A 25,733-nucleotide genomic window follows, 5' to 3' on the forward strand; every position below is an offset into this window, starting at 1 on the left:
CACGTGGTTTCTTGGATGGAGATTGGCGCTTCAGTCAGTACCCTCATGCAGCGCCATTGGTTATAGAGTTAGGGCCCAGTCCGGCAGAATGCCGAGCGCAAAGGCCTCCAGTACCTTGTCGAGTCCAGTCAGCACCATCATCCCCAAAATGAGTAATAGGGCTCCCAGTATTTTTTTTCCCCGGTCCGCACTGGTCATAATGTTTCCGCGCCAGCGCTCCAGCAGTCGCCCGGAAACGATTGCTGCGGCTAAAAGCGCGGAGGCGGTTCCAACGCCAAATGCAAACATGACCACAAAAGCCATGGGTATCTGCTGACCTACCGATGCCAGTGCAATTGCTGCTCCCAGCGTCGGCCCTACACACGGTAGCCACACCAGGCCCAGAAGAGCGCCAACCAGAAACTGGCCGGTAGCGCCGGCGTTTTCGCCTCTAGTACTATTGCCGAAGTGTCCAGTTAATCGAGACCGTTTGCTGCTTCGCGCAGGTCGGACACCACTGGGCGAACACATCTACCAGTACCACATCGCCGGCGTTTTTCAGCTCATTGAAGCGCTGCTCGGTAAATGGTTCTTTTGCGTGGGCGAATACACTGGATGCGATGCCGAGAAATAAGACGAGTGCGGTAAAGAATGATTTCATCAGGTGTCCTTGTACGACAAATTTCAGGATTGAGAGCGCTAATACAGCGCTGAATGTAGCGTTATTTGAGCGATCGCTCAAGTAGGGGTTCCAGGGTTTACTGCACGCTTTGTCCGAGATATCACTCGACTGAGCGCGGTCAGTGGTTGAGAGATTGAAAGCGAGGTGTCGGCATATCGTTCACGCACAGTGGCGGACGAACCCGTTGGCCGTGGGACAATGAACTGCGAGCAGGCGATGAGTGGGGATGAATGGAGTGCAGTGTTCGGCGTCAGTCAATCGGCGCGCGTTTTGATCGCGCCGATGCGAGACTGCGGCATACCCGCTCCATACCTTCGAGAATACGAAAGGTATGCCGCTGGATCAGGTCGGGATGTACGTGGACGAGATTTTCATTTTTGACCGCTCGTAATCCTGGATAGGCCAGCCAATCATTCAGCCAGGGCGGGCGGGATTCGCCCATCCCGCTGGCGATGATGACTTCGGGGTCTCTCTCCAGTACCGATTCAATACTGATTTTTGGGGCCAGTACCGCTGCGTCGGCAAAGGCATTGCGCCCGCCGCAGGCATTGATCACGTCACTGATCAGGTGATCGCCATTGAGGGTCTGCAGGGGGTCATTCCATACCTGGTACAGTACCGTGACTGCGGGCAGTGTCTCGTTGGCCTCCCGGAGTGACCGCAGCCGTTCCTGCCACTTGTCCGCGGCGCGGTCGGCGTGTTCCCGTGTGCCTGCAAGTGCGCCAAACAGCCGAACATTTCGTGGAATATCGTCCAGTGTGCGTGACTCGGTAACGAATACCCGGAGGCCAAGCGCTCTGAGTTTTTGAATGGTCTCTTGCCCGTTTCCAGAACCCCAGGCGATAACCAGATCGGGCTCGAGTGCGATAAGCGTTTCGTAACTGACCGAATTGTAATTCCCAACCTCGGGTAGCCGCTGCGCGGCTTCTGGAAAATCGCTGTGACTGATCGCACCAATCAATCGGCCGCCCGCGCCAGCGCTGTAAATATTTTCAACGATGTGGGGCGCCAGTGCGACTACCCGTGTGGCAGGAGTCGACAGCGTTATCCAGTGTCCCTGAGAGTCCTGGATACGTATCGGTTGCGTGGCACTGGTCGCATTGACACACAGTAAAAACGTCAAGATGGCGACGGCAAGCGTGTTGAGAGCCCCCCATCTCCTCTCCCTGAACACATATTCCGTAGAAAAATCACTCATTGGCTAACACCAGTGGCTTGCCGGTTAACGGGTGCGCTACGACGGTTACCGCGTAGCCATAGAGCTCCGATAAGGTATCGGCGGAAAGCACCGTTTGTGCATCCCCGTAGGCCATACGACGGCCCTGTTTGAGCGCGAGGATGCGGTCGCTGTATCCACTGGCCAGGGCCAGATCGTGTACCGTCATTATTACCGCCACCCCTCGACGGGAAAAAGCCTTCACGGCTTTCATCATTTCGTACTGGTGGGCGATATCAAGGCTTGTCGCTGGCTCATCCAGAAGTAGCAACCGGTCGCCGACCTCTTCTGCGCACCAGATCTGCGCCATCACCCGGGCCAGCTGCAGGCGCTGTTGTTCGCCACCGGAAAGTGTCGGATAAAGCCGCCCGGCCAGGTGAGTGACATCGAGGGTGGACATCGCCTCCATACAGATTTCCCGGTCGCGAGCGATACCGGTCGCGTGCGGGTTGCGGCTCAGGGCGACCAGTTCCAGGCCAGTGAATGCAAAGGAAAGTGGGTTGTGTTGGGGTAACACCGCGAGCTGGCTGGCCCGCGCCCCGGGAGAAAGACTCTGAATTTGCGCGCCTTTGAACAGGACTTGTCCGCGCGCCAGCGGCGCTTCCCCACAGATCGCACGCAACAGGGTGGATTTACCGGCACCATTGGGACCGATCACGCATAAGAGCTCGCCAGGCCGGATTTCCAGGTCGATGTCACTCACCAAGGTGCGCTGGTCGGCGCAAACCGTGACGCTGTGTGTCTGCAGCAACAGGGCCATCAGAGCGACTCCCTGTTCCGCTTCAGCAGCGACACGAAGAATGGCACTCCAATCAATGCGGTAATTAGGCCCACGGGAATTTCTACCGGCGGGATAATGGATCGCGCGAGGGTATCGGAAATCAGCAACAGGCTCGCGCCACCCAGTGCGCAAAGCGGAAGCAGCTGCCGGTGATCCGGTCCAACCCACAGCCGAACCATATGCGGGACCACCAGACCGACAAACGCGATGCTGCCCGCGACGGCAACGGAGGTGCCGACACCGGCGGCGGCGAGCACGATCAGCCAGGTCTTGGTCTTCTCCACATCGACCCCAAGATGGCGGGCCTGTGATTCGCCCAACAGCAGCACATTGAGCGATGCGCCGAACCGCATCATGGTGGCAACCAGTACGGTCAATACAGAGAAAATCAGCGCGGCACGGGCATAACTGGCCGCTTCCAAGCCGCCCATTCGCCACAGGCTGATTCGGCGCAGCATCTCGCTATCGGCAAAGTATTCCATCAGCCCGGTCAGGCTGGCAGAGAGTGCGGTTACTGCAATACCCATTAACAGCATGGTGGCTACCGATGTGCCGCTAACCCCTCTCGCTACTTGATACACCAGCCCCACCGCCACCAGACCACCACAAAAAGCGGCGATAGAGACAACCGGTAGACTGCCAAATATTGACGCGACCTGTGCGCCAAACAGGATTGCGAGGCTCGCGCCAAAGGACGCCCCTGCGGTGACTCCGATCAGTGACGGGTCGGCCAGCGGGTTGCGAAACAACCCTTGTAGCATCGCGCCGCAAATTGCCAGCACCGCGCCGACCGCGGTGGCAAGCAGAGCCCGAGGCAGGCGGATAGCCTGTACGATATCCGCCGCGAGCCCCGCTTCGCCAAGCCCCGTCAGCGCACTGGCTACTTGTGTCAGTGAAAGCGATACCGCACCTATGACGATCGCGGAGATAAAGCTGGCCACCAGTAGCATTGGCAGTAGCCACCAGGCGAGGTTCAGGGCGTGGCGGCGTTGCAGTGTCATTGCTGGCCCTCAAACTGCTGAAGCCAGGCGCCATTCATGTATTCGCCAACGGTGTCTGCAAGTCGATCCAGTTGTTGTTCCCGGTGCCCCTGCAAATCCAGTGCACTGGCCTGCTCGAGTCCGGCCCACTCCAGTAGCGCCCGTTGTGCCGCAGCAGAATCAAACAGTCCGTGAATATAGGTGGCGAGTATCTGCCCGTCCGCATCGACGGCGCCATCCGATCGCTTTTGGCCACTGGCGCAAGTCAATTGAGCCGCGGGCCGGTCCAGTGCCGGCCCCCGGGAAATGCCGCAGTGGATCTCGTAGCCCTGCACCGGTACCTCACACGCTAAGGTATTCAAAGTGAGAATTCCGCGCACGTTTTCCAGCGCTTTCCGGGAATTTAACCGGGTATCAAAGTCCAGATAAGCAAAGCCCGCTTCAGCACCCGGCTCGCCTTCAACCCCATCTGGATCCTGCACCGAGGTTCCGAGCATCTGCAGCCCGGCACAAATACCGATGATTTTTCCTCCGTAGCGCAGGTGGCGATCCAGTTGTTGTGCCCAGTTATTCACTTTCAGGTGCGCGAGATCCGCGCGCACGTTTTTACTGCCGGGAAGAATGATCAGGTCGCAGGCGGGAACCGGCTTCCGGACACTGACAAATTCAAGGTCCACGTCCGGATGCAATCGCAACGCATCGAAATCTGTGTGGTTGCTGATATGCGGCAGTACTGGTACCACAACTTTCAGTTTACCGGCGGCGTTGACCTGCTGTGTGCTAATGGCATCTTCCGCGTCGAGATAGAGGTCGTGCAAATAGGGCAATACGCCAAGTACTGGCTTGCCCGTGTAGTCTTCGAGCCACTCGAGCCCGGATTCCAGCAACCTGATATCTCCGCGAAACCGGTTGATAACAAAGCCAATTACCCGGTTACGTTCAGACTCGGAGAGTAATTGAAGGGTGCCAACGAGATGAGCAAAAACACCGCCTCGGTCGATATCGGCGATCAATATCACCGGGCAGTCTACCGCTTCGGCGAAACCCATATTGGCGATATCGTTTTCACGCAGATTGATTTCAGCGGGACTGCCCGCGCCTTCCACCAGTACCAGGTCGTACTGAGTGCGCAGCCGGTTGAATGAGTCAAGTACGGCAGCCTGTGCGGTGGATTTATATTGGTGGTAATCCAGCGCCTGCATATTGCCGATCGCCCTGCCCTGAATGATGACCTGGGCACCTGTATCGGACGCGGGCTTAAGCAGTACCGGATTCATATCGGTATGCGGTTCCAGGTTACAGGCCTGCGCCTGCAACGCCTGAGCGCGGCCTATCTCGCCATCGTCGATGGTTACCGCACTGTTGAGCGCCATATTTTGCGGTTTGAAGGGAGCAACCCGCACGCCACGCCGGGCAAAGTAGCGTCCTAGTGCCGCAACGAGTGTACTTTTACCTGCATCGGATGTGGTGCCCTGCACCATTACTACTGGCATGGTGTTTCGCCCGCTAGAAGTCCACGCCTTTGCGGGCTTTGATCCCTGCATTGAACGCGTGTTTCACATCTTTCACTTCGGAAACCGTATCCATCACGCCCTGCAGTGCGCTGCCGCCACCGCGACCGGTGACAATCACACTCTGCTCCGGCGGTCGCTGTGTGATTGCATTTAGTACTTTCTGTTGGTCCAGGTATTTATAGGCGAGCATATAGGTCAGTTCGTCGAGCACCACCAGGTCATAGCTGGCGTCCGTGAGCATGGTTACCGCTTCCACCCAGGTTTTTTCCGCTTCTACCATATCGCCGGTGCGATCCTGGGTGTTCCAGGTAAAACCGGTGCCCATCTGATACAGCCTGACCTGTGGGCACTGATTCTTGATATAAAGCTCTTCACCGGAAAGTTGCGCGCCCTTGATAAACTGCACAACGCCCACTTTGTGGCCGTAACCGAGTGCGCGTATGACCATGCCGAATGCCGAGCTGGACTTTCCCTTGCCATTGCCGGTCAGCAGAACCGCGACACCGCGCTCGGTGTCTGCCGCGGCGATATGGGCATCCACCTTGGCTTTCTGTTTCTGCATGGCCGCTTTGTGCCGTGCATTTTTCTTTTGCTGGTCGTCCGACATGGCCACCTCTTTCGGTCTAATAGGGCAAACGCGGGTTTAGAAGCTGAATTCTACACCGGCATAAGCCGCGGCACCGGCGGTGTTGAAGCCGGCAATCTCCACATAGTCTTTATCGGTGAGGTTTTCGCCCCGCAAATAGACCGTGGCGGCATCGTTCAACGCATAGCGCACACTGGCATCCAGTACCTGATAATCATCCATGCCGGAACCGTCGATATCCACACCGTCGGCACTGGAGCGTAGGTTTACCGCAACGCTGAGTGCACGGATTGGCTGGTAGCGGACCCCTAGATTGCCCAGTTGCTTTGGACGGCGCGGGCGCGGAGCGTCGTCGACGGTTTCTGTGTCGGTGTAGGTATAGTTGGCGGAAAGCTGCAGAGTTTCGGAGACCTGTACATTGGCAACAAGCTCCACACCGCGGGACTGACTTTCACTGCCGTACTGACGATAGGTGTAGTCGCTCAGGTCAAATTCGATTTCGTTGTCAATGATCTGGTCGAAAAGAACCAGTTCCAGATGCAGCGCATTCTCCCCAAAGTATTCGATACCCAGATCTATACCACGGCTTTCTTCTGGAGTAAGTGCTGTCAGCAACGGATTGTTTTGCGAGCGGTTGTAGTCAATCTCAAACAGGCTCGGTGCACGGAAGCCGGTACCGTAGCTGGCTTTCAGTTTGATCGCCCCGTTTGCAACCTGATCGATCAGGTAAGCGGTACTGGCTCGGAAACTGTTGTGGCTGCCGAAATCCGTATTATCGTCGTGGCGCAGGCCGAGGGTAAAAAATAGTTGCTCCGCGTAACTGCCCTGGTATTCAGAATAAGCCGCCCACTGATCGCGGCTCATATCGCGCACCGAGTCTTCGCGGCGTTCCAGACCATAGATCACCGCCTGGTTGCCACTCAGGTCGACGTTGCCATTCAGATTTAGCTTTTGGATTTCGCCCTCGGTATCGTAGGAAGCAATACCGGCTGCATAGCTGGTGCGAGTCAGTTCAGCGCGGGAATAGGAAAGTTCCTGCTGGCCGTTTTCACCGTTGCGAGCAAGGCTGACGCGGGCATTTTGCTGGCCGAACGTGTCGGAGCACACATCCTGCGTTACCGGCCAGCCACAGCGGTCGTATTCACTGGTGGCATCCACATCCCGTACTACCGCGTCCAGGCGCCATTGCTCGGAAATATTCCAGCCAGCGCGGCCGTGCAGCGTCTCATTGTTGTAGCCATCGTCGTCCTGCAGCTCGGTGTCGTTGACGCTGGTATTGAATCCGGCGGTGTGCGCCTTGGCGGCAGATAAGAAGTAGTCGAAGGTCTCGGTGCTGCCACCGGCGCTGGCGTTGTAGCGTCTTGAATCGAAGCGACCGCCTTCAGCACTCATATTGATCTGGTGCCCGTTCGATACACGGCGAGTTGAAATATCGACGACACCGCCGGCATCTGCGCCGTAGAGCATCCCCTGCGGGCCGCGCAGCAGCTCCACACGAGCCAGATCACTGGTCAGAATATGCTGAATATGGGCCCCACCCTGGGTACTGGTAGGATCGGAAATATCCACACCATCGATTCGCACCAGGGTTCGGAAACCGTCTTCGCCGCGCACGCGCAAAGTGGTCACCTTACCCATACCGCCAGAATTGGATACTGCCACAGACGGTGCGCTGCGCAGTACGTCCGCAAGCGACACGAAGCCGCGCGCCTTGATATCGTTCTCATCCAGTATGGCGACGGAAGTGGCAACCCGTCGCAGTGGCTCGCCCTGGCGGCTACTGACGACGATGATGGTCTCGAGGTCGGGAATCGCGCTCTCAGACACAGATCGGGAATCGATGGTATTGGCGAAAGCCGGTACGCTGGCAGCCGATGTGATGGCCCAGCTCAAAAGAATCTTATTCAAGGTTCAACCCCTAAGGACAAATGCACATGGGATCGAGGGAGGCGAAGCAATGCGGTGCGCGCAAGGCGCGGGAGGTCGTATTGCAGGATGGTAGCCCTCCGCTCCATCGTGATTCGATCTGAGGCCGGTATCGGGCTTACCGCTCGCCTATTCAGGCACAGAGCAGATCACCGTTGCGGGGGCAGCGCCGGATTTCCGGACTTCCCGTTTAACCTTCTCAGCCAATAACCGAGCCCATATGGGCAAGGCAGCAGAAGGCACCTCGTATCGCGGGGGCGAAATTAGGGGAATGGGTCTGGAAAGTCAAACTTTGTGGGAAGTGCCCGCGGTTTGCGATTTGAGAAAGGCGGGAATAGCCGACTCCAGCCAGTATCTGGGTTTCCACAGGCTTCCGCTGACAAATCCCACATGCCCTCCCCGTTTGCTGATCGCCAGTGTGACCGAAGCACTGACGTCGGAATCGGAAGGAACCGCTTCCGGCGATACAAACGGGTCGTCGAGTGCATGGATCAGGCAAGTGGGCCGTGCGATTTTGTTCAGATGCGGGCGACTCGAGGCCCGCGTGTAATAGTCATCAACACCCCTGAAACCGTGTAGTGGCGCGGTAAAGTGGTCGTCGAAATGGCGGAAATTACTGAACGCGCGCGGATGATTGAGCGGGGGCATCTGCCGCGCCAATTTCGGGTCCTGTGTCTTGCGCCCGAGGCTCTTTTTAAGGCTATCGAGCAGATGCTTCTGATAGACCTTTGAGAAGCCGGTATTCATCTGTTTGCTGGAAAGGTGCAGGTCCAGCGGTGCGGAAACAGAGACCGCCGCAGCTAACGGGCTTTGATCCCCATCTTCACCCAGCCATTTCAGCAGTACATTGCCCCCCAGTGAATACCCGACCGCCATGAGTGGCGTATTCGGGTAATGCGCCTTTAACCGGCCTGCCAGCCAGCGCGGGTCTTCACTGTCTCCACTGTGATAGGCCCTGGGTAATAGATTTGGAATACCGCCACAACCGCGAAAATGCATGACCGCGACCTGAAAACCGGCAGACATGAGCGCGGGCATCAAGCCTTGTACGTAAGGCGATTCCACTGAACCTTCCAGGCCGTGCAGAACTAAAACGATGGGGCGACCAGCATCATCTTCGAGGCGCACCGGGGTGTGCAGTGCAATACGATCCCCATCGGGTGTTTCCAGCCACTGAGCCTGGGTGCGTACCCAGGGTTTTGAGCGATGAAATACCGGGAAAATGGTTTGCAGGTGACAGTTCGCGAGTCCGATTCCGGGGGTGAAAACCTCCTGTAAATACTGGTTTTGGGTAGTTTCGGAAGAGTGAGAGGTGAATGAGTTCAAATTGCGCGCAGCCGTAACAATCGAATATAAGGCTGCAAGGGTATCCCCTGCCGGGCGATGATTCCAGCCTGGCAGGAGTACTTTGCGGGCTTGCGTTAGCTGGCTTCCGGTGCGGTCACCTTTTCATAGAATCGGTATTCGCCGTTAGACTGAATGGCATAGACCACGTAGGGCTCGAAGTTCTTACCCCGGTACATACCGGGGCTGCCCTGCGGCATTCCCGGAACTGCCAGCCCGATACTTCCCTTGGGGGGATTTGCAAGGAATTGGCGAATCAACCGCGCCGGAACGTGGCCTTCAAATACATATTGGTTGTTCCACACGCCGGTGTGACACCCCTGCATACTGGGTGGGATATTCCACTGCTGTTTGACGCTGGCGGTATCCAGTCCATTCTCGCTGGTCACCGCAAAGGCGTTACCTTCCAGGTGCTTGATCCAGTCATTGCAACAGAGGCAAAACGGAGACTTGTACACGGTCATGTGCTGCGCGGCTTGCCCGCTGGAATTGCCAGCGGAGCCGTTGCTGCTGCTTGTGGTACACCCCGCAAGCAGTGAAATTATTGCAGCGCAAAAAATTGGATACTTTAGAAAATTAAAAAAATCAAACTGCTTCGGCATAGTAAATCGCATAATGTTGTTGGTGATCGGTCCAGTACTGACGCGGCTCAAAACCGGTTGAGCGCAATAAATTTTCCAGCGCGCTCAGTGTGTATTTGTGGCTGTTTTCCGTGTGAATAGTTTCGCCTTCGTCAAAGTGGAAGCGACGGCCGCAAACCTCAACAGCCTGTTGCTCGAGGCTGACCAGGTGCATCTCTACCCGGTGGCGCAGACGGTGATAAAACGCCCGGTGCGCAAACGCATCGAGATTAAAGGACCCATCGAGCTCACGGTTAATTCTGTCTAGCAGGTTTTTATTAAACGCTTCCGTGACATGATTACTGTCGTGGTATGCCCGCTCGAGCACCACCGAATCTTTTACAAGATCCGCCCCAAGCAACAGGCCATCTCCAGGCTGTATTTGTTCTGCAAACAGGCACAATAGTGATCGGGCCTGCTCCGGGGTGAAGTTGCCTATCGTTGACCCCGGAAAAAATACGACTTTCCGACCGGTAATATCAGGAAGCTCACGCCAGACCGCCGCGCCGGTAAAATCCCCGACCGCCGGCACAACTTGCATGCCCGGCATGCGCTGCTGAATGCGCTGACGCGCAGCGAGCAAAATCTCCGGCGAGATATCCAACGGGAAGTATCCGGTCGGCGTGTGCATTGCCTGTAATAGCGGCTCCGCTTTTTCACAGTTACCCGCTCCTGGCTCAATCAGGCTGACATTCGGGCCAATCGCTTGGGCCATGGGCTCAATCTGCTGGGCAAAAATCGCCGCTTCCGTTCGCGTCAGGTAATAATCTTCGAGTGTGCAGATTTCTTCAAACAGCCGCGATCCCGCTTCGTCATACAGGTATTTGCAGGGAAGTGTTTTTTGCCGCGCAGCCAGCCCGGCCAATACGTCCTGCTCAAATGCCTGAACTACGGCAATTCCCTGTGCCGCCATATTCATATTTCATCTCCTGCCAGGCGGATTCCGGAGAATTGCCACGCCTGGTGCGGGTAAAAGAAGTTTCGGTAGCTAATCCGGATGTGGCTGCGTGGCGTGACACAGGATCCGCCACGCAACACCATCTGATTACACATGAATTTGCCGTTGTACTCCCCGACAGCATCCGAACTGGCACGGAACCCCGGATACGGCTGATAGGCGCTGGACGTCCACTGCCAGGCGTTTCCCAGAAATTGTGTTCCGCCCGAGGGATCGTCGCGAATAAAATCGGTTTGCTCCGCAACAGGATGAAAGTGCCCCGACTCCAGCAGGTTAGCGGTGCGCCCTGCGTCATTGCGGCAGTGCAACCAGGCAGCGATCTCCCATTCAAACTCCGTCGGCAGTCGGTAACCCGACCAGCTGGCGAAGGCATCGGCCTCGTAAAAACTCAAGTGACAAACCGGGGCATCCGGATCGATTTCGCGCATACCACCGAGCGTAAACTGCTGCCAATGGCCGTCTCGCATGTGCCAGTACATGGGGGCATGGCGACCGGACCGGTTGAGTTCAGCCCACCCATCCGACAGCCATAACCGCGGCTCCTGATATCCACCGTCCTGCAGAAATTCCAGATATTCCCGGTTGGTGACGAGACGCGAGGCAATTCGAAATGCGGGTTGAAAACGCTGATGCGCCGGACCCTCATTGTCAAAGGCAAAACGCTGCCCGTCGCTGCCGAGGGTGTACGTGTCTTCCGGGATGCTCAGCCAGCGAAGATCTGACGTGCCCTCTTCCTCTTCCGCGACTGAAATGTCTTCTTGGTAGCTCGGGCGCAACGGGTTTATAGAGAGTGCATGCTTGATATCGGTGAGCAGCAGTTCCTGGTGCTGCTGTTCGTGATTCAAGCCGAGAACCAACAGATTGGCGAGATCCGCCGTGACCTCTTCCTCCGTCAGCCAGCGCTCAATTTCACTATCGACGTAGTGGCGATAGCGCCGGACCTGATGCAAGGATGGCCTGGACAGCAGCCCGCGCTGTGGCCGAGAAAATGGTGTGCCAAGGGAGTTGTAGTAGGAGTTGAAGAGATGGTGAAAATTGGGATCAAACGGATCGTAGGCCGGCGCATGAGGCTGCAGGAGAAAGGTTTCAAAAAACCAACTGGTATGCGCCATATGCCACTTGCCGGGACTGGCATCGGGCATCGACTGGAGTTGCAGGTCCTCTGCGGATAGTGGCTCGGTGAGCGTCTCAGTCTGAGCACGTACTCGCTGAAACTGGGTCAAAAGTGCGACGCGCTCATCCAGGCTGAGGTCGCGCCCCTCGTCTTCCCCCCAATAAAGCGTTGAATGGCTATCGACATCCGCTATTGAAACAGCGGAATCCAACTCCGAGGTCAGGTTCATTCCATGTCCCGAGAACTGCATTAGATGCTTTTGATCATACATCCATTGCGGTGGATTCCCATGCCGGAAGTCGCTTTGGCGCAGTAATTGGCGCCACTTATTCCCCGGGATCAAAACACTATGCCGAAAACGCAGAAAGGGCCGGCAAAGCCGACCCTTTCCAATGGCGCGTGGCGCCAGTTTGTGAGACTAAACCCAGTGCTTAGAAGCGCACGGTGAAGTCTGCACCATACATGCGCGGCATAAAGCGCCAGGCCGGGCTCGCGCCAATGGCTGCACCGGTGCCGCCGTAGCCTCCAGCGATTTCTTCGTCGGTTACGTTCTGCACCCACAGGGCTGCAGAGTAACGGTCGGAAGCGCTGTTCCAGCCTGCACGCAGGTTCATCAGCTGGTAGTCCGGGATTACGCGGGCCGGATCGCTGATGGAGCCAACACGCTCGTCGGTCCAGTTGTAGTCACCACGCAGAACCACGTCGCCGCCGGCTGCCAGTTCCCAGGTGTATTCCGCCATCAGGTTGAACTTGTTCTCCGGGGTGCCAACGCGGGGCTGGCCTACACGGGAATCGTCTTCTTCCGTTTCACCGATTGCCTCAATGATCTGGTAGCGGGTGTATTCGGTATCCAGGAAGGAGTAGTTACCGGCGATAAACAGGCTGTCGGTCGCCGCCCACTGAACTTCAAACTCTGCACCGCGGCCTTCGGCATCGGCATTACGCAGGTAGTAGTTCGGAATTGGCGCACCTACGAGATCCAGCTGCTGCAGGTTTTTGTAGTCGTACGCGAACACAGATGCGTTGAAGCGCACTGCATTGTCGAACAGGCTGCTCTTCAGGCCGATTTCCAGGTTGGTCACATCTTCCTGATCGAAAGACGGGTCGATGCCTGGTGCGGCGCTAAAGCTGTTGAACCCCCCCGCTTTAAAGCCATCTGCCAGAGAGATGAATGTCATCACATCGTCGTTCCAGCGGTAGTCCAGAACCACGCGTCCGGACAGATCGCTCCAGGAATCGCTCAGTTCCTGATTCAGGTTTTGTACGCCGTTGTTATTGAACGCCATGCCAAAAGGAATCTCGGCAATCTGACCGGAAGGTAGAGTGATGGTAGCACCCAGTGGTGTGCCGTCTGGTGCCATCAGCTGAACTTCACCACCGATAAATGCGATCGGCAGAGTATTTTGATAGTCGCTGACGATGGAGAAATCTTTCTCGTCGGCGGTATAGCGCGCACCAACGGTCAGATCCATCTTGTCAGTCAGGCTCCAGGTGGCGTCACCGTAAATGGCCGCGGAACGGTAATCGCCCGCGTTGAATACGGACTCATTCCACGCGGTGTCGGCGGCTACCCACGGAGCGATACCTGCCATCAACTGGCCAATCATTTGGTCTCGATTCAGCATGCTCGCAGTGACAGTAGACGGGGCGCCCAATGCCTGCAGCAGTGCGTCGGCCTGGCCTGACTGCACCATCAAATCGTAAATGAAAGTGGATACAGCGGCACCTTCAAGGCCAGCAGCGATCATGTCCTGACGCTGAGCGTACGCCATATTCTCGATGTCAGTGGTAGTCAGGTCCAGGCCGAGAGCCTCAACCTGAGCTTTAGTACCCTCGTACACTGCGAAGGATTCCAGGGAGCCAGCGGTAAAGTACGCATCAGTAGTGTGCTCCAGCTCTTCACGAGAATAAGACGCACCCAGTGTCCACTTCAGGGTATCGGTAGCACCGTTTAGGCGGAATTCCTGCGAGAACTGGGTCTGATCGTCGAAGTTGGCGGAGCCGAACATGTAATCCGGATTTGCGGTGCCGTCTTCGTCCTGCTGCAGATGGGCGTCGAAGCCGCGGTAAGCAGTAATAGACGTGAAAGTGAAGTCGTCGAAATCGTGTACCACAGACAGGGAAGTTCCCCAGGAGTCGCGATCTTCGATGGTCGGGGTATCCAGTGCGTAGTCACCGAATACATCGGTGCCACCGGCCTCAGCCTGAAGCGATGGGACGATGGAGGTGCGCAGTGCACTGCCCTGATCCATTACGCCGTATTCGGCACGCCACAGCACTTCGGTGCTCGCAGTGGGTTCCCACAGCAGCGATGCACGGTACGTTTGGGTGTCGATGTTACCGGCTTCGAAATCGTTCGCCAGGTTCTCAGCAAAAGAGTCGCGACGGTTGGTTGATGCGGTAAAGCGGCCGTAGAGGTTGTCTGCAAGCTCGCTGTTCAGCAGCAGGTCGGTAGAAACGCGACCGTAATTACCGGCGGTGAGATTCAGCTCAGCGGTATCTTCCGCTTGCGGCTTCTTGGAGATGATATGGATGGCACCACCGGTGGCGTTGCGGCCAAACAGTGTGCCCTGTGGGCCTTTGAGGACCTCGACGCGCTCGATATCCGCCAGCGGAATCTCCGCGCCAGCACCACGGCCGGTATATACGCCGTCTACATAAACGGCTACAGCGGGGTCAGAGCCTACGGTGAAGTCACCGGTCTCGATACCGCGCACGCTGTAGGTGGGCTGCAGAGGTGTGTCGTTGTTCATTTCCACACCCGGGGTAAATTTACCCAGGTCGGTCAGGTTTTTGACACCCATGGCCTTCATGCTGTCACCGGTGAAAGCGGAGATGGCAATCGGCACGTCTTGCAGGTTTTCCGCGCGCTTCTGCGCGGTTACAACCACTTCTTCGATTTCAGCAGCGTAGGCGGCACTGCTCATGGCTGTGGTCACAGCAATGGCGGCGGAAAGAGTGGTCAGGGAAAAAGAACGGTTTTTTCCGGACTGATCGGCGTTATACATCATCGCGTCCTCGCGTTTGTAGTTATATGAAAAGCGTGATGGAAATTGGTCGTTATTGATAGTTATGTTGGGCCATCTTACGTGGAGCGCAGTCCCAATAAAAGCTTGTTGTGACCTTTTTCTTGTGACTGGTCAGTTTTACAGTATAAAAATGTGAGACTGTGCGCCATTCTGGCGCGTAATGCTACGAAACACCCGAAAATATGACCGATCGGTGTCCGCTGGTAACCATTTCCGGCCCGCCGTATGCTGGTAGACTCCGTGAAACCAGCGGCTGGATCGCTTAGTTAGAAAGCGCTACCTGTCCCAAAATAACAACGCCAACTTAAACCTCGAGAGCCCTTGCGATGTTGACTTCAAATCCCTGGCCACGACGCCTGCTGCGCACGGCCATTGCTATCCTCGTCCTCTTGTTACTTGTCGCGGCCGCCACCTGGCTGTGGCTTCGCCAGAGCCTCCCGGTTCTGGACGGCACATTGGATACCGGGGCACTCGAGCGGCCAGTAACCATTGAGCGAGACGCTCAGGGTATTCCCTTTATCCACGCCGAAACGCGCACCGACTCCGCTTTTGCCCTCGGCTTCCTGCACGCTCAGGAGCGTTTTTTCCAGATGGACCTGCTGCGTCGAAATTCCGCCGGTGAGCTTTCCGAGCTCGTTGGCGAGGCTGCACTGGAACACGACCGGGAAATTCGGCTGCATCAGTTCCGCAAACGCGCAGAACGCAATGTGGCGGCAATGCCTTCAGAGCAACAGCAGATCCTTAAGCAATACACCGCCGGGGTGAATTATGGTCTGGCAGAACTTGGCGCTGCGCCCTGGGAATATGCCCTGCTGCAAACTGCGCCGCGCGAATGGGCGCCGGCGGATAGTCTGCTGACCATATTCAGCATGTATCTGACGCTTCAGAGCAATACCGGAAATTTTGAGCTGCGTGACAACGCCCTGGCGCAATTGCTACCGGAGGACCTCTATCACTTCTTCGTGCCGAAGGGTGGCATCTGGGACGCGCCGTTGATCGGCGATGTGCGCGGCCCCCTGGCTCTGCCACACACGCATATTGCCTCACTGGTAGAAGATGGTGAGCCCATGGCCTACGAGCCCATGGAAAGCGAAGACATGATTTTCGGCAGTAACAACTGGGTCGTGGGTGGCGCGTTGACGGAACACGGTGCTGCCATTGTCGCAGACGACATGCACCTGGCAATCACGGTACCAAATATCTGGTACCGTGCCGGCTGGAACATTCCCGGTACCGATTTCGAAATGCGTGGCGCCACCCTGCCCGGCGGCCCGATTATCGTTGCGGGCAGCAACGGCAAAGTCGCCTGGGGCTTTACCAACACCACGGCCGACTGGGGTGACCTGATCCCACTGGAAATGTCACCGGATGGAAAACAATATCGCGCCCCGGACGGCTGGCGCGCGTTTGAAGTGGTTGAGGAAACGCTTGCGATAAAAGGCCAGGCTGCAGACACACTCAAGGTGCGCAAGACTATTTGGGGCCCGGTGGTGGGAGAAGATTACACCGGCAACCCCCTCGCCTACCGCTGGGTGGCACACGATGTACGCGGCGCAAACATGAACCTGCTGAAAATGGAGCATGCAGGCACCGCTCGCGCCGCCCTCGATCTTGCTCCCGAGCTTGGTATTCCCCACCAGAATTTTGTCCTCGGCGACAGCCAGGGCAACATCGGCTGGACCGTCGCGGGCCCAATTCCGCGCCGTGTTGGTCTTGAAGGCAACCGCTCTGTCAGCTGGGCGGACGGCACTGCCTACTGGGATGGCTACCTGTCACTGGAGGAGCAGCCGCACGTCTATAACCCTCCGTCTCACCGTATCTGGACCGCCAACTCGCGCACCATGGACGGCGAATATCTTCGTGTTATGGGCGACGGTGGCTACGCCCTCGGCGCCCGCCAACAACAGATTCGCGACGACTTATTCGCCAGAGAAACCTTCACCGAACAGGACCTGCTCGACATCCAGCTCGACGACCGCGCTGTATTCCTTGAGCGCTGGCAGCAACATCTGGCGACATTGCTGAAAGGCAATACGGATTACGCGGACGTTCTGGACCAGGTAGATAACTGGGGCGCCCGCGCCAGCGCCGACTCCGTGGGCTACCGCATCGTCCGCAACTTCCGCCTGCGCTTTATCGACCTGGCGACCGCACCGGTGCTCACCTACATGAAACGGTATGACGAAGGCTTTAAGTTTGGTCGCGTAAACCGCCAGGTGGAATACCCGGCCTGGGAAATGCTTTCCGGCGAACCCGCACACCTGCTGAACCCGGAGTTTGAGAGCTGGCGCGACCTGAAAATCGCCGCGCTGGATCTGGTTCTGGAAGAAATGGCTGAAAGCGGCCTGCCCTTATCCGAACAGACCTGGGGCGTGCAAAATTCCGCAAAAATCCAGCACCCGCTGGCCCGTGCGGTCTCCGCTGTAAACTGGTTCACCGCCATGCCCGCCGACCCACTCCCCGGCGACTCCCATATGCCCCGTTTCCAGTCCGCGACCAATGGTGCTTCTGAGCGTCTGGTTGTGGCCCCGGGCCATGAAGAGCTGGGTATTTTCCATATGGCCACAGGCCAGAGCGCGCATCCGCTCTCCCCGTTCTTTGGCAATGGTCATAGGGATTGGGTGGAAGGTAAGGCTTCCAGTTTCACCGAGAAAGAAACGGTATACACACTGACATTGAAATAACTTGGGGATAGAGCACGAAATTTACCGAGCAGGTTCCGATTCCGGGTGTGGCCTTGCAAGACCTTCCGCGAGAGGGACCTCGCGGAAGAGCCCCCAGGGATGGGTTTACGGCGTGTCTTGCAAGGCCACACCCGGAAGCGGGACCGCCACGAAACCAGCAACGAAGCCAGATTGTTCAGGCAGTTTCGTCGAGAATCGCGAAAGATAGAAAGGACGTGAAAAGTCCAAGGCCGAGGATAAACGGCAGCAGTGGGAAGCAAATCATCAACAAAGATGAGCCGATCCAGAGATTCTTCACCCAATTACGTTTGATCTTGTAAGCGCGGGAATAGCGACGCAGGTGGCTGTCGTCTTCGTCAGGCAGCGCGATTTCACTTTCTCGAGGCAGAAAACTGCGCACCAGAAGAGTGCAATAAAAGCAAAGCAACATCCACAGCATAAAACCACCATAGGCAAACATCCCTTTCAGTATAGATAGGGGTTTGCCAATGGTTAGTGGACTGGATGCCTACGCAGACAGAGAGCTTACTGGTACCAGCCGAGGCTCTCGCGCAGCTTCACCACACCGCCGATAATCGTGAGTGCCGGCGCCTCGACTTTGTGGGTTTCCGCAAGTTCCGGCAATGTGCCAATGGTGCCAACAATCACCCGCTGATCTCGTGTGGTGCCCTTCTCTACCAGCGCCGCCGGCGTTTCCGCATCCATCCCGTTGGCAATCAGCTTCTCGGAAATGGTGGGAAGACCCGTCAGGCCCATATAGAACACCAGTGTCTGATTTTTGGTGATCAGCTCTTCCCACGGCAAAACCAGATCGCCCTGCTTCAGGTGACCGGTAATAAAACGCACCGATTGTGCGTGATCCCGGTGGGTCAGCGGAATACCGGAATACGCAGAACAGCCAATAGCGGCGGTAATGCCTGGCACGACCTGGAAAGGCACGCCCGCTTCCGCCAGCTTGTCGATTTCCTCGCCGCCGCGACCAAATACAAACGGGTCGCCGCCCTTCAGGCGCAGAACCTTCTTGCCCTCTTTCGCCAGATCCACCAGCAGCTGGTTGATATCGTCCTGGGGCACGGAATGAAATTGCTTCATTTTGCCCACGTAAATACGCTCCGCATCCCGGCGCACCAGTTCCAGTACTTCGGTAGACACCAGGCGATCGTAAAGCACCACATCTGCTTGCTGCATCAGGCGTAGCGCGCGGAAGGTCAGAAGATCGGGATCACCGGGGCCGCCACCTACCAGGTAAACCTCGCCGCTCGGTGCGGGCTTTTGTTCCCAGCGCTGCAATTCTTCCAGCACCGTTTGTTCCGCTTCGGCCTTGTGGCCGCGCTCGATCTGACCAACCACCGGGCCATTGAAGACCCAGTGCCAGAAATCTTTGCGCTGGGCTTCCGGCAATGCGGCTTTGACGTTATCGCGCAGGCGACCAGCCAGCTCGGCAATCAGCCCGAGCCCGGGGGAAAGCAGTGTTTCGATTTGAGCGCGCAGCATGCGCGTAAGAACCGGTGCGGAGCCACCGCTGGAGATGCCGATGGCCAGGGGTCCGCGTTCGACAATGGAGGGAAAGGTAAAGGTGCAGTGCTCTGGCGAGTCGACCACATTTACCGGCAGGCGACGCGCGCGGGCGTCGGCAGACACCTGTGCATTCACATCGCCATCGGCAGTGGCGGCAACCACCATTTCGGCGTTATCGAGCAGTTCCTTGCGATAAGTGCCAACGATGTATTCGCCACCGCTGGCCATGACCAGCTGGCGCAGTTCATCGGTAATATCCGGAGCCACCACCAGCAGGCGGGCCTCCGCCTTGTTGAGTAGCCGCGCTTTGCGCGTGGCGATGGAACCGCCCCCAACAATCAGACAGGGACGGTTTTTCAAATCAAAAGCGAGAGGCAGGTAACGCAAGGTCTTATTCCATACTACTTAGCCGATCTTGGTGGCGCCTTTCATATAGGGGCGCAGTACTTCCGGCACCTCGATACTACCATCGGCCTGTTGGTAGTTTTCCAGTACCGCGATCAGCGTACGGCCCACTGCCAGCCCGGATCCGTTCAGGGTGTGCAGCAGTTCTGGCTTGCCCGTTTCCGGGTTGCGCCAGCGGGCTTTCATACGCCGGGCCTGGAAGTCTCCCATCAGGGAGCAGGAGGAAATCTCGCGGTATTTGTCCTGAGACGGAATCCACACTTCCAGGTCATAGGTTTTGGTCGCACCAAATCCCATATCGCCACCACACAGCACTACTTTGCGGTATGGCAGGTTCAGTTTCTGCAGAACATTTTCTGCATGACTGGTGAGCTGTTCGAGCGCATCCATGGACTGATCAGGGCGGGCGAAACAAACCAGTTCCACTTTTTCGAACTGGTGCTGCCTGATCATGCCGCGGGTGTCGCGCCCGTGGGAGCCGGCTTCGGAGCGAAAGCAGTTGGTGTGGCTGACATATTTGTGCGGCAACTGATCGGCATCGACGATCTCGTCGCGGTACAAATTGGTCAACGGTACTTCTGCGGTAGGAATGAGGTAGAAACTACGCTCGTCCTCCAGTTTGAACAGATCTTCCGCAAACTTGGGCAGCTGGGAAGTTCCGTACAGGGAATCGCTATTTACTATTACCGGCACATTGGCTTCCGTATAGCCGTGCTCTTCTACATGAAGATCTAGCATGAACTGTGCCAATGCGCGGTGCAGTTTTGCTACCTGGCCAGTCATGACCGCGAAGCGGGAGCCGGTAATCTTGCTCGCCACCTCAAAGTCGAGGCCACCCAGGTTGCTGCCCAGATCCACGTGGTCGCGTACTTCGAAGTCGAAGCTGCGGGGTTCACCCCACTTCGCGACTTCCACATTATCGTCTTCGTCCTTACCTTCCGGTACAGAGGCATCCGGCAGGTTGGGAATGGCCAGCAGGATATCGTCCAGCTGCAGCTGAAGGTCACCGAGGGCCTGCTTGGCCTCGGAGAGCTGTCCGCCCAGGGATTCTACTTCTTTCAGCAGCGGCGCAATGTCCTCTCCGGCGGCCTTGGCGCGGCCGATGTTTTTGGATTTGGTATTGCGCTCGTTCTGCAGGGACTCGGTGCGCCCCTGTAATTCCTTGCGCTGTTCTTCCAGCTGTTCCAGCTTAGCCGTGTCCAGCTGTACACCGCGTTTGGCCAGCGCCGCTGCTACTTCGTCGAGTTGAGTGCGAATCAGTTTTGGGTCGAGCATGATGAATTCATTACCGCGTTACAGATATTTCAGTCCCAGTGTGACGGCGGCTGCGGTTGCCCCCAGACACACCAGAAGGCTGACCGCTACATAGGCCAGCGCCGTTAAAGGCTGGCCATTGTGCCACAACAGCACAGTTTCCAGCGAGAAGGTCGAGAAGGTAGTGAGCGCGCCGAACAGCCCGGTCATGATCAGCAGGCGCCACTCGTGGCCGAGCGCACCCCGCTCGACGATCATCACATAGGCAAACCCGATCAGCAGTGAACCGATCACATTCACAATTAATGTGCCCAGGGGAAAGCGGTGTTCGAACACCGGGTAGCTCCAAAGGCCAATGAGGTGACGCATGACCGCGCCGACCGCGCCGCCCAGGGCAATTGCAATCCACTGCATGGGGTCAGGTCCTTTTGTTCTTATCGGTGTCTGTTCAAAAATCGTTTCGGGACTTGTATAGCGTCCATCGAGGCGCGTGGCGATTTTAGCGCTTTTCCGGCTCCGGGTATCGCTGCCGCACGCTGTTCCGGTTGAGTTCCCGCAGCTTTTGCAGCTTTTCGTCGATTTTCAGCTCCAACCCCCGAGGGACAGGATCGTAATATCGCCGGCCTGCAATGGCCTCGGGAAAGTAGTTTTCGCCCGCGGCGAAGCCATCCGGTTCGTCGTGCGCGTATCGATAGTCGGCACCGTGGGCCATTTCCTTCGCCAGCCTGGTGGGCGCATTGCGCAAATGCACCGGCACCTCGTAGCTCGGTTCACGACGGATATCGGCCAGCGCGCGCTTGTAGGCGCTGTAAACGGCATTGCTTTTTGCGGCAACCGCGAGATAGGTGATGGCCTGGGCTATGGCCAGCTCCCCTTCCGGACTGCCGAGGCGCTCCTGCACATCCCAGGCACTCAGGGCAATTTCAAGCGCTCGAGGGTCGGCATTGCCAATATCCTCACTTGCCATGCGCACCGCGCGGCGAGCGATATACAGTGGGTCGCAACCGCCATCCACCATGCGCGCAAACCAGTACAGCGCTGCATCCGGGTCAGATCCCCGCACCGACTTGTGTAGCGCCGATATCTGGTCGTAGAAAAAATCACCCCCCTTGTCGAAGCGGCGCACGTCCGCCGTCAACACTTCCGCCAGAACATCTTCGTCGATTACCTGTTCGCCGCACTCTTCCCGGGACAGATCACAGGCGATTTCCAACAGGTTGAGCGCGCTGCGGGCGTCGCCATCGGCGCTCAGGGTGATTTTGTGCAGGATTTCATCGGAAATCGCGATTCGGCGCCCGCGGAGTTCTTCGTCTTCGGCAAGCGCACGCCGCAACATCCCGGCCAGTTCGTCCTGACTCAGGCTACGCAGCAGGTAGACACGGCAGCGAGAAAGCAACGCATTGTTCAGTTCAAACGCCGGGTTTTCAGTTGTCGCACCGACAAAGGTGACTGTGCCCTCTTCCACATACGGCAAAAAGGCATCCTGCTGAGACTTGTTGAAGCGGTGTACTTCATCGACGAACAGAATCGTGCCGCGGCCACTCTGAGCGGCGTGCTGCTCGGCTTCTGCAACGGCCTGGCGGATTTCTTTCACCCCGGCCAGCACCGCCGACAGCGTGGCGAAGCGCGCATCGCACTCCTGGGCGAGCAGCCGCGCGAAAGTAGTCTTGCCGACACCGGGCGGCCCCCAGAGCACCATCGAATGCAACTGGCCGCGCTCTACCGCTTCACGCAGCGGCTTACCCGGACCCAATAAATGCGTCTGGCCCACATAGTGGGCCAGAGTGTCGGGCCGCATACGTGCGGCCAGGGGCTGATGCCGGCGCGGTGACCGGAATAAATCATTCATCGCGAATAACGTCGGTACCCTTCGGGGGTTTGAAGTTAAAGATGCGGGAAGACAGCTGCGGATTGGCTTTGAGCCCGTTGAACCGGATATCGGTTGTCTGGCCCATGCCGTCGCGGACGGTCATGGCCGAGGGCAGGCCCTTGCCATCAAAGCGGATTACCATGGATTTAAACGGCGCCGAGGCGCGTTTCGGGGTCAGGTAGTAGGCACCCTTCTTGTTTTCGACATTGAACGAGCCCCGAATTTCTTCAACCTTGCCGCCCAGCAACAGTGCCGGGGTTTCCTTCATGCGGTTGTCTACCGGGCGGATGGTCACCTGCTCGAGATCCGGGTCGTACAACCAGAGCTTCTTGTTGTTGGTGACCAGGAGTTGCGGGAAGGGTTCGCCGGTCTGCCAGCGCAGGCGACCCGGCCGTTGTACGGAAAAGTTGCCGCTGCTCTTTTGCAGGGTTTTGCCTTTCTGATCCTTCAGGGTCTGGCTGAAATTGCCGGAAATGGCCCCCAGGGGTTGCAACAGGCGGCTCAGTTCTTCGCTGGCGTCTGCACTTGCCGTAGCCGCACCAAAGGTGCAGCCCAGCGCGATCAGGAAAATGCTCAGTGTGCGTTTCATTCGATGCCTTCCAGTTTGCTGATCTGTCCCTAAAGCCTAGTCGGAGCCAAGTGAACCCGGCCTGAACCTGTGAAAATCTATTGTGCGATCTGCTGCGTTCGACGGTGGTGCGCAATCAGGGCGGTGGCGGCGCCAGCACCTCGCGATTGCCGTTGGCTTGTTGCGGCGACACAACCCCGGCAGCCTCCATGGTCTCGATCATGCGGGCGGCGCGATTGTAGCCGATACGCAATTGACGCTGAACCGAAGAGATGGACGCCTTCCTGGATTTAGTCACAAATGCTACCGCCTCATCGTAGAGCGCATCTGCTTCCGGATCTTCCTCGCCGCCCTCTGTGGCCATACCCGGCACAGGAATACTGTTGTTGGAATCGTCAACAATCCCATCGATATACTCCGGCTCGCCGCGGCGACTCCAGTCTGCCACAACCTGGTGCACTTCATGGTCATCCACGAAGGCGCCATGCACCCTTATGGGCACCGCTGTACCCGGCGGCAGGTATAGCATGTCGCCGTGTCCGAGGAGCTGCTCCGCACCACCCTGATCCAAAATGGTGCGCGAATCCACTTTAGAAGATACCTGGAACGCCATGCGCGTGGGTACGTTGGCCTTGATCAGACCGGTAATTACGTCCACCGACGGGCGCTGCGTCGCCAGCAGCAGGTGGATACCGGCCGCCCGCGCTTTCTGGGCAATACGCGCGATCAGCTGCTCAACCTTCTTGCCGACAATCATCATCATGTCGGCAAATTCATCAATCACAACCACAATCGCCGGAAGTGGCTTGAGGTGCGGCCGGGTCTGCTCCGCCTCCGGCACACTGGACATGGGGTCCGGCTGCCAGATTGGGTCTTCCAGGGGGTCGCCCTTGGCAATCGCCTCTTTTACCTTGCGATTGAAACCCGCAAGGTTGCGCACGCCCATGGCCGCCATCAGCTTGTAGCGCCGCTCCATTTCGCCGACACACCAGCGCAGGCCATTGGCGGCGTCGTTCATGTCGGTGATTACCGGCGTGAGCAGGTGCGGAATGCCTTCGTAGACCGAGAGTTCGAGCATTTTCGGATCAACGAGGATCAGGCGGACCTCATCCGGCGTCGATTTATACAGAAGGCTCAGCAGCATCACATTGATGCCCACAGACTTACCGGAGCCTGTGGTACCGGCGACCAACAGGTGCGGCATCTTGGCCAGGTCCGCGACCACCGGCTGCCCGGCGATGTCGTGACCGAGCGCCAGGGTCAGCGCGGAGCTGGACTTCTCATAAACCTCGGCGCCAAGCACTTCGGTGAGTCGCACCATCTGGCGGTTCTCGTTCGGTATTTCGATACCCACCACCGACTTCCCGGGTATGACCTCCACCACGCGCACACTGATCACCGCCAGCGAGCGCGCCAGGTCTTTGGCAAGGTTGGTGATACGGCTGACTTTTACCCCCGGTGCGGGCTGAATCTCAAAACGGGTGACCACCGGCCCCGGCAGTACGGAAACAACCTCCGCAACCACGCCGAAATCTTTCAGTTTTAACTCCAGTAGTCGGGAAAGCGCCTCCAGTGCCTCTCGGCTGAAGCCGGCTTTCTTGTTCTCGTCAGCCGGGTCGAGTAGCGACAATGGGGGCAAAGTGCCGGTAACGGGTCCCTTGAAGAGCTCGCCCTGCTTTTCTTTCGCCGCACGCGGACTCTGCTTGGGCGGTGGAGCGGTCGGGGCAATCTGTGGTGGCTGGCGTTTGGCGGTGCGCTGCTTCTCTTCTTCCACGGCGGCCTTGCGGACCACAATCGCTTCCCGTGCCACACGCTGCTCTTCCCGCGCTTTCCTGGCCCGTGCGAAACGACTTCCCATCCAATTGAATACAACCAACACACTGCGGCCAATATCTTCGAATAGCTGCAGCCACGACATGCCGGTGAACACCGTCACTCCAATCGCAAATGTCGCCAGCAATAGAATCGTGGCTCCCACATAGCCGAGCCCTCGCTCCAAAAATGAAGACGCGGCGGCGCCAATAATGCCTCCGTTGGAGAATGGCATGGGTCGCACGGATTCGTTAAAGCAGAGGGTCGCCAGGCCTGCACCCGCAACCAGCAGTAGCAGTAGCCCCGCCACGCGCAGGGCGAATAACGGGCCATGAAAACGCGCATTTTTGTCTCGCAGGATGCGGTAGGCGCGCCACCCAATCAGCACGGGGAACAGGTATGCCATCCAACCCAGTAGCGACAGGCACACATCCGCCAGCCAGGCACCGGTCGGCCCAATGGCATTGTCAATACTGCTACCTGTGCCGGTATGGGACCAACCCGGATCCTGCGGGCTATAGCTCAACAGGCTGATGCCAACCAGCAGTGCTCCCGCCAACAGGGCAATCAGCGCACCCTCGCGAACGATTCGCGCAATCAGGGATTCCGGAATTGCCGCCCCGGATTCAGTTTCACTCTCAGCCTTCAATGGCCACCTCGATTATTACTGTCTTCATGAAGAGCACGTTCTTAGCGGGCCTTCAGGGTATCTGGGGTTCTGTGTACTACAGGCTTGCGGTAAAAGCTACCGCAGTGCGACTTCAGAAATCACTTTAGGTTTTTATTTTAGCAATATAATCAAACAGTTACGCGAAATAGTTCATGCATAGTTAATGTTCCTCGGTGATGCACAGCTCGCTGGACAGGTGCTGGCGATACGGTCACCCTATAAA

At 57.4% G+C, this 25,733-nt stretch carries 21 protein-coding genes and 1 riboswitch; of the genes, 1 reads left to right on the forward strand and 20 read right to left on the reverse strand.

The features are described 5' to 3' along the window. Window positions 1-60: 60 nt before the first annotated feature. The 13 genes from ACYX4K_RS06200 to ACYX4K_RS06260 form a co-directional block, all read right to left on the reverse strand. The gene (locus ACYX4K_RS06200; RefSeq protein ID WP_475092992.1) at window positions 61-510 is read right to left on the reverse strand and encodes a cytochrome c biogenesis CcdA family protein; all 450 of its coding nucleotides are present in this window, start codon (window positions 508-510) and stop codon (window positions 61-63) included. Then, entirely contained in the window at window positions 437-640 is a 204-nt protein-coding gene (locus tag ACYX4K_RS06205) for a hypothetical protein (protein ID WP_475092991.1), read from the reverse strand. Before ACYX4K_RS06205 ends, ACYX4K_RS06200 begins: the two co-directional genes overlap by 74 nt. A 271-nt stretch (window positions 641-911) precedes the next feature. After that, window positions 912-1,859 (reverse strand): cobalamin-binding protein, encoded by a 948-nt coding sequence (locus ACYX4K_RS06210; RefSeq protein ID WP_475092990.1) that lies wholly within the window; start codon window positions 1,857-1,859, stop codon window positions 912-914. After that, window positions 1,852-2,637: a heme ABC transporter ATP-binding protein gene (locus ACYX4K_RS06215; RefSeq protein WP_475092989.1), complete on the reverse strand. Its 786-nt coding sequence runs from the start codon at window positions 2,635-2,637 to the stop codon at window positions 1,852-1,854. Before ACYX4K_RS06215 ends, ACYX4K_RS06210 begins: the two co-directional genes overlap by 8 nt. Further along, window positions 2,637-3,659: a FecCD family ABC transporter permease gene (locus tag ACYX4K_RS06220; RefSeq protein WP_475092988.1), complete on the reverse strand. Its 1,023-nt coding sequence runs from the start codon at window positions 3,657-3,659 to the stop codon at window positions 2,637-2,639. Before ACYX4K_RS06220 ends, ACYX4K_RS06215 begins: the two co-directional genes overlap by 1 nt. Next, complete coding sequence (locus tag ACYX4K_RS06225; protein ID WP_475092987.1) at window positions 3,656-5,131, reverse strand: cobyric acid synthase; 1,476 nt, start codon at window positions 5,129-5,131, stop codon at window positions 3,656-3,658. Before ACYX4K_RS06225 ends, ACYX4K_RS06220 begins: the two co-directional genes overlap by 4 nt. A 13-nt stretch (window positions 5,132-5,144) precedes the next feature. Beyond that, window positions 5,145-5,759 (reverse strand): cob(I)yrinic acid a,c-diamide adenosyltransferase, encoded by a 615-nt coding sequence (cobO, locus tag ACYX4K_RS06230; RefSeq protein WP_475092986.1) that lies wholly within the window; start codon window positions 5,757-5,759, stop codon window positions 5,145-5,147. A gap of 36 nt (window positions 5,760-5,795) precedes the next feature. Next, complete coding sequence (locus ACYX4K_RS06235) at window positions 5,796-7,646, reverse strand: TonB-dependent receptor plug domain-containing protein (protein WP_475092985.1); 1,851 nt, start codon at window positions 7,644-7,646, stop codon at window positions 5,796-5,798. A gap of 105 nt (window positions 7,647-7,751) precedes the next feature. Beyond that, a riboswitch (cobalamin riboswitch) is annotated at window positions 7,752-7,887 on the reverse strand. Between the two features lie 62 nt (window positions 7,888-7,949). Then, window positions 7,950-8,990 (reverse strand): hydrolase, encoded by a 1,041-nt coding sequence (locus ACYX4K_RS06240; RefSeq protein WP_475092984.1) that lies wholly within the window; start codon window positions 8,988-8,990, stop codon window positions 7,950-7,952. A 95-nt stretch (window positions 8,991-9,085) separates the two neighbouring features. Next, window positions 9,086-9,472 (reverse strand): DUF411 domain-containing protein, encoded by a 387-nt coding sequence (locus ACYX4K_RS06245; RefSeq protein WP_475092983.1) that lies wholly within the window; start codon window positions 9,470-9,472, stop codon window positions 9,086-9,088. A 121-nt stretch (window positions 9,473-9,593) separates the two neighbouring features. Then, the gene (gene egtD, locus ACYX4K_RS06250; RefSeq protein WP_475092982.1) at window positions 9,594-10,547 is read right to left on the reverse strand and encodes an L-histidine N(alpha)-methyltransferase; all 954 of its coding nucleotides are present in this window, start codon (window positions 10,545-10,547) and stop codon (window positions 9,594-9,596) included. Beyond that, window positions 10,544-11,929 (reverse strand): ergothioneine biosynthesis protein EgtB, encoded by a 1,386-nt coding sequence (gene egtB, locus ACYX4K_RS06255; RefSeq protein WP_475092981.1) that lies wholly within the window; start codon window positions 11,927-11,929, stop codon window positions 10,544-10,546. Before egtB ends, egtD begins: the two co-directional genes overlap by 4 nt. Window positions 11,930-12,131: 202 nt before the next feature. Further along, window positions 12,132-14,708, reverse strand: a complete 2,577-nt coding sequence (locus ACYX4K_RS06260) for a TonB-dependent receptor (RefSeq protein ID WP_475118857.1) — start codon at window positions 14,706-14,708, stop codon at window positions 12,132-12,134. Window positions 14,709-15,055: 347 nt separating this feature from the next. On the opposite strand from ACYX4K_RS06260, the gene ACYX4K_RS06265 reads away from it, so the two are divergent. Continuing rightward, window positions 15,056-17,413 (forward strand): penicillin acylase family protein, encoded by a 2,358-nt coding sequence (locus tag ACYX4K_RS06265; protein WP_475092979.1) that lies wholly within the window; start codon window positions 15,056-15,058, stop codon window positions 17,411-17,413. Between the two features lie 175 nt (window positions 17,414-17,588). Here the strand turns inward: ACYX4K_RS06265 and ACYX4K_RS06270 are convergent, their stop codons facing one another. The 7 genes from ACYX4K_RS06270 to ACYX4K_RS06300 form a co-directional block, all read right to left on the reverse strand. Further along, the gene (locus ACYX4K_RS06270) at window positions 17,589-17,852 is read right to left on the reverse strand and encodes a hypothetical protein (RefSeq protein WP_475092978.1); all 264 of its coding nucleotides are present in this window, start codon (window positions 17,850-17,852) and stop codon (window positions 17,589-17,591) included. Between the two features lie 86 nt (window positions 17,853-17,938). Continuing rightward, window positions 17,939-19,318, reverse strand: a complete 1,380-nt coding sequence (gene cysG, locus ACYX4K_RS06275) for a siroheme synthase CysG (RefSeq protein WP_475092977.1) — start codon at window positions 19,316-19,318, stop codon at window positions 17,939-17,941. An 18-nt stretch (window positions 19,319-19,336) separates the two neighbouring features. Beyond that, window positions 19,337-20,611, reverse strand: a complete 1,275-nt coding sequence (gene serS, locus ACYX4K_RS06280; protein WP_475092976.1) for a serine--tRNA ligase — start codon at window positions 20,609-20,611, stop codon at window positions 19,337-19,339. Window positions 20,612-20,629: 18 nt separating this feature from the next. Beyond that, window positions 20,630-21,004, reverse strand: a complete 375-nt coding sequence (gene crcB / locus ACYX4K_RS06285) for a fluoride efflux transporter CrcB (protein ID WP_475092975.1) — start codon at window positions 21,002-21,004, stop codon at window positions 20,630-20,632. 85 nt (window positions 21,005-21,089) lie between these two features. Further along, window positions 21,090-22,439, reverse strand: coding sequence for a replication-associated recombination protein A (locus ACYX4K_RS06290; protein ID WP_475092974.1), 1,350 nt, complete (start codon window positions 22,437-22,439; stop codon window positions 21,090-21,092). Continuing rightward, entirely contained in the window at window positions 22,432-23,049 is a 618-nt protein-coding gene (gene lolA / locus ACYX4K_RS06295) for an outer membrane lipoprotein periplasmic chaperone LolA (RefSeq protein ID WP_475092973.1), read from the reverse strand. The genes ACYX4K_RS06290 and lolA overlap by 8 nt, the downstream gene beginning before the upstream one ends. Window positions 23,050-23,164: 115 nt before the next feature. Continuing rightward, the gene (locus ACYX4K_RS06300; protein WP_475092972.1) at window positions 23,165-25,489 is read right to left on the reverse strand and encodes a DNA translocase FtsK; all 2,325 of its coding nucleotides are present in this window, start codon (window positions 25,487-25,489) and stop codon (window positions 23,165-23,167) included. Window positions 25,490-25,733 lie beyond the last annotated feature (244 nt).

Source organism: Microbulbifer sp. ABF4_107 (assembly GCF_056312215.1).